Below are 5,180 nucleotides of genomic sequence, written 5' to 3'. Positions count from 1 at the left end.
AATTTTTTATATCATGCCAGTTAAGCAGCTCCACCTCATGCCCTTGTTCCTTGAGCAGGGCGCCAAGGTAATGGAGGCCGATGGGAGGAGCCTCTATATTTTCGATGTGGACGCGATCGATGGAAAAGAAGGGGTAGATCAGGGTGATGTTCATACCAAATCCATTCGTCAGTATGGGGTGGGGTAGCTCTTCGACTCGCACTATTTAATTGATCATTACATTGCAAGCCATAATCGGCAAGCTTCATTTTTTTCGGCAAATGATAAGTTTGCTTTTACCGGATGGTGTGTGTGATAATGTGACGTTTACAAATATTTTTTTGTATGGGGAAAGATCTTGCCTTAAAAATTCTCTGGAATCGGTTGAGCCCATCATCAGCATTCTCATATGAAACAGTATCTTCACAAGAGGGTTCCGTGGAACTTCATGTTCCATAATCAATACTTGGCCGTTGGGCTTGACAACCCGTTTCATTTCCTTTAGCGCATCCGTTCTTGCCCGGCCTTGCAATTCATACAACGCATGAGAACAGCAAACAACATTGAAACAGTCATCGATATATGACAACCTTGAAGCATCGCCCTGAACAAGAGTTATCCTGTTGGCCACATCCTTTTGTTTTGCTTTATGCAACATGCCAATAGAAAAATCATAACCGATTGTCAAAGCATCAGGATATTTTTCTGCAAAGGACAGAGTAACTGATCCTGTGCCACAACAGATATCTAATATTCTGGCGTGGTTTCTATCGTCTATTCGGACCGAATCAACTAAAAATTTACGAGTCTCGTTTCCATGGTGGCCGGAATGGATCTTTATAAAAAAATCATAAAAGCAGGAGAAAATATTATAATACGTTTGTCGACCGGTTCGTATTTCGGACATGTTTGAGAACCTTTTGTAAAGGTATAACAGTAGTTCATCCGCTATAGAAGTATTTCTTCGCCATTGTAATATTTGTACCACCAACCCAGGAAATTTGCCAGGACTGTCAAGTTTAGATGTTTCGTGTTTTCCTGGAGACAGTCTTTGCATTGTCTATTAGACATGAGATTATTCTTGGCAGTGCAAAACGAATGTACGACACAGAGGGCATGGTGAAAAAGGCAATACGGCAAAGCTGACAAACGAGGTGCTGAAAGGCGCGGAGTCCATGGAAGCCGTGAATGAGACCATCGAGCTCAAGGGAGATACAGTGGCTCCCTGCCGTGGCTGTGACGTCTGTCACGTCAAAAATTTCTGTGTTCAGAAAGACAGCTTTCGCGATGTTGTGCAGAAGATTTTAGATGCCGACGGCCTGATTCTGGCAAGTCCTAAGTACATCTTTTCCGTAAGTACTCAACTCAAGGCCTTCATGGACCGATGCTGTGGTATTCTCGACTGCCAGAGCTTCACAGGTCGATACGGGGTATCGATTGTCACGTCAGGTGGCGGCGACGAAAAGCCCATCGCGGATTACATGAACTATTTTCTCATCTTGACTGGTATCGTTCCGGTGGGATCGGTCTGGGCCACCATGGGCTTGATCACGGGCGATGAATTTCCTGAAGACATAAAGAAAAACGCCTTTGACCTGGGTTGCCGTCTTGTCGAAGCCTGGAAAACGAAAACCGTTGACTCGGAGGTGAAAACAAAGATGGACGATTTTCACCAGTGGATGCGATCGTTGATGACCTGGCGGAAAGCGGAATGGCCTTTTGAGTACAACTACTGGGTCACTCACCACGGCCTCTAGCGGATGGATCGAGCGAGTCCGTGCCAACAATTGAGCTTCACCGTAACCGATATTCAGGTTAACGATTACTTCCGCCAAGCCGCAATGCTCCGCGCACTTTGGTGAAGGCGTCGGTCTCATCTTTGCTAGGGCATATACCTGTTCACAGTATCACAGAGGGGCGGGAAGCCTGCCATTCCTTTAATCTTGGCAAAAGCCAGCCGGCCATTCCTGGAGCCAGGTAAAAATGTGGATCGAGCAGGTTCTCAGGCAACAGCGGATACCCTTCGCTTGCAGCCGTTTCTGCAAGCTGGGTGCCTGGGTAAATGCGGACACCTGCTGTCAGCCGCAAGGTCTCAAGGTTCAAAGAATCAGCAAAGGCAAGGCTTCTTTCCACCGATTCCATAGTTTCGCCAGGACCTCCCAGCAACAAAAAACCCATGCGCTCAATTTCGTGAATGGCAAAACGAGTTGCAATCGCACGCACATCTTCCAGAGAAAAACGCTTATTCAAGATTTTCAGCATTAGCTGGCAGCCGGTTTCAAAACCCAGGCTGATCTGCCTGCAACCGGCTGCGGCCATAAGCTCAACCAATTCCTCATCAACATTTTTCGGATAAATGATACACCGCCAGTACATCTTAAGACCTTTTTCAAGTATCCGGCGGCATACCTCCTTGGCATAGGCTGGAGGGAGATTGAAGGTATTATCGACAAAGAAGAAATTCGTGTACCCGGCCTTAACCCAGTCTGCAAGCCAGGCAACAACAAGCTCAGGCGACCGTTGCCGGAGAATGGAGCCTTCAATGGTCGGTGTCGAACAATAACTGCATCTGAGCGCACAGCCCCGTCTGGTTTGTACCGGAATCCAAGGGTCATTATTTTTGTTTGCAGAAACGGATAGGATGCTGTTGTCCGGCAATGGTAACTCATCAAGTTTTTTCGCAAGTGTTCTTGGTTGTTGCCGGCTATGATTCCGAATATGAAGCCCTGGTATCCCTGATAAGTCAGATTTATTTTCTAGGTGAGTAAGTAGAGATGGGAAAGCAATTTCCCCTTCGCCCTCAATACCCATGTCTGCCTCGAGGTAGGCAAGCGCACTTTCTGGAAAGATGCTGTACCCAGCGCCACCAAGTACAATTGGCGCATCAGTCTCTGCTCGACACGTTGTCACCACCTCTTTTACTTTGGAAAGAAGAAATCTCGGGTTTTCAAAATTCTGGTCGTCTATATTTCTCACTGAGATGCCGACACACTCCGGCCTCAGGCTTTTGATTGCCTGTGTGAGTATTGCCTCGGTGTTCCTTTCAAACATCAGATCCAGCAATATAACTTCATGCCCGGCCTTTCTGCTGGCCGCCGCAACACACGCAAGCCCCAAAGGCATTGCAGGCATGTTGAACTGCTCGGTATTGGCTGAGATAAGTAGGACCTTCATGAAAGAACCTCTTTGCTGGCTACACAGTTTTTGTGCTGCAATAGGTGCTAGACGATTAATAATTGCTATATCCCGGGTATCTCTCAAATGGTCTTTTCAAAGGAGGGCCACTGATCCGATGCATTAAAACTACCTTCTCAAGATAGCTTTCGCAATTTTTTTGTGTCACCAGCAATATTCAGTATTTTGGTAGGGAAAGGTATCCCCTGGCAGGCTTCTATTGAACAACAGCCTCAGAATTTCACATTCCTCCTAAGCCCGTTAGCCACTCCTGTTACCAAACAGCACGATGGGGTATGATCGAATTAATGCTTTTTCGCCAAAAACCGCAACAACAGGCGGTGCACCATGAAAGTATCACAGGCCGTCGAGTTCCATCTGCAGTATCACCAGGCCAACTCAAAACAAGGCGGTCGAAATCGAGTGGTTGGCAGTGTTCCCGGTCATTCATTTACTGCCGAATCACAAGCAATGGGATCATTGAACTGTATAGGGCTTCCGTTCTAAAAAGGGTGAGGAATGGAATAATGTGCTGTCAATATGCGTCAGGTGCCGGAGGGTGAAGGATTTTTATCCGAATCCTACAGTTAGGTCATTACACCAAAACGAAATTCTTTAGTAGTTCGTTTTTTGTTATGTAGATTGGTTACTTTTTTCTGATGAGAAAGCATAACATTTTTAGCGATTAGTCCCTGCTTATCGGTGTGACATTCAAACTCAACGGTTGCACCAACCTTCAAAAACTGACAATTCACCAAGTCAGCTTTGCGCACCAGTATACCTGGGCCGCTTCCGTTATCGAGAAAACCTGAGTCTTTATCACCGAACCATTTTTTAACTATTGTTTGCAAAAATATACCTCCAATTTTGTTATGTAGATCTGTGTTTATTTGACAGGCAGTAACACTCTGGATGTGAAACAGCAGCTTTGAGATACATTGGTACTGCCGATTGTGACGGGTAGAGCACTTCCTGCCGATAGTGCCTGAATAGGCAACTATTTGGGAAATCTTCTGTTATGCAGAAATATTGTAAGACCTACATTGCTTTTTGGCAACCTCTTCCGGCGATGACTGCGGTTGTAGGAGCGGCAAAAGAGTTAGTCGACTCGAGCGAATTCGTCTATAAAATAGTTACATCAAAACCGGTTGCGGGTACAGTGTGATCTCCATGAAAGGAGCCGCTGGCTTGATAAAATATAAGGCCAACGCTTCCAAACACCATGCCCTAAGCTGGGAGCATGCCTGTAAGCTGGAACAGCAATTCAAAGACGAGGTAGAGGAACTTACCCGGCTTGCCGAACAGGCCGATGCCGATGAAATACGCGAAGAGATGAATATTTCGGATGAACTTGGTCGTCGCAAAGACCGGTTGGCAGCCGTAGACGAGGCAAAGGCCAAAATGGAAGAACGGGCGGCGCAAAGATTCGCGCAGGAACAAAAGGAATACGAAGAAAAAGCAGCTTCCCGTCGTGCCAAAGCTGAAGCGTCCGGCAAGAAACCTCACGGTCCTGAGCCAAAACCACCTGCGCCAGGTTCTCGCAAAAGAGACCAAGTCAATCTGACTGACGAAGAATCACGCACCATGCTGTCCTCGGACAAGGGGTTTGTTCAGGCTTTTAATGCCCAGACCACCGTCGACAATGACACGATGATTATTGTCAAAAGGAATCTTTCTGTGGTCGGTCTTGCCGGTACAACAGGGTGCCGATAGTTACCTCATCATCTCTTAACTATTTTAGTACTTCAAGGATTGTTTTCTTGTTTTTACAAGCAAATCATCTGTATGGTACTTACTCCGGCGTATGTCCCGTTTACCGGGGATAGGGGGAAGAGAGTAAAAAATGTATAAAAGTGTATAACAGTGTTGATGCAAATAATTGAAAAAACTTATTGTGCCGACTTTCGACTATCTGTTTCCACGTGTGATCTGGGTTCTCCCCTATGAAAATCCCACGACCCTTTCGGTCCTGGTGTTACAGAGGCTTCTCAAGCTTTTTGAAAAGAAAAATGTCAGTTCAAAAAAGA

General features: G+C 46.1%; 4 protein-coding genes and 1 pseudogene. 2 read left to right on the top strand and 3 right to left on the bottom strand.

Annotated features, from left to right (window positions below):
- Window positions 1–244: 244 nt before the first annotated feature.
- The gene (locus ACYQ8U_RS22510; protein ID WP_459947807.1) at window positions 245–886 is read right to left on the bottom strand and encodes a class I SAM-dependent methyltransferase; all 642 of its coding nucleotides are present in this window, start codon (window positions 884–886) and stop codon (window positions 245–247) included.
- A gap of 226 nt (window positions 887–1,112) precedes the next feature.
- On the opposite strand from ACYQ8U_RS22510, the pseudogene ACYQ8U_RS22505 reads away from it, so the two are divergent.
- Window positions 1,113–1,736 (top strand): annotated as a pseudogene (locus ACYQ8U_RS22505) (flavodoxin family protein); the annotation flags it as partial.
- Between the two features lie 142 nt (window positions 1,737–1,878).
- On the opposite strand, the gene ACYQ8U_RS22500 reads toward ACYQ8U_RS22505, so the two are convergent.
- Together ACYQ8U_RS22500 and ACYQ8U_RS22495 are read right to left on the bottom strand one after the other, a co-directional pair.
- Window positions 1,879–3,153, bottom strand: coding sequence for a B12-binding domain-containing radical SAM protein (locus ACYQ8U_RS22500; protein WP_459947806.1), 1,275 nt, complete (start codon window positions 3,151–3,153; stop codon window positions 1,879–1,881).
- 587 nt (window positions 3,154–3,740) lie between these two features.
- A complete protein-coding gene (locus ACYQ8U_RS22495; protein ID WP_459947805.1) occupies window positions 3,741–4,004 on the bottom strand; it encodes a hypothetical protein in 264 nt (87 codons plus the stop codon).
- A 337-nt stretch (window positions 4,005–4,341) separates the two neighbouring features.
- Between ACYQ8U_RS22495 and ACYQ8U_RS22490 the strand changes: the two genes are divergently transcribed.
- A complete protein-coding gene (locus ACYQ8U_RS22490) occupies window positions 4,342–4,866 on the top strand; it encodes a hypothetical protein (RefSeq protein WP_459947804.1) in 525 nt (174 codons plus the stop codon).
- The last annotated feature ends 314 nt before the right edge of the window (window positions 4,867–5,180 follow it).

The sequence above is a fragment of the Desulfocastanea catecholica genome (assembly GCF_054657295.1).
Note: the sequence above shows the minus strand (reverse complement) of the source record. Positions and strands in the feature narration are given on the sequence as shown.

Excerpts from the sequence above, each read along its gene's own strand:
- ACYQ8U_RS22510 (WP_459947807.1), bottom strand. The coding sequence starts at position 886 with ATGTCCGAAATACGAACCGGTCGACAAACGTATTATAATATTTTCTCC.
- ACYQ8U_RS22500 (WP_459947806.1), bottom strand. The coding sequence starts at position 3,153 with ATGAAGGTCCTACTTATCTCAGCCAATACCGAGCAGTTCAACATGCCT.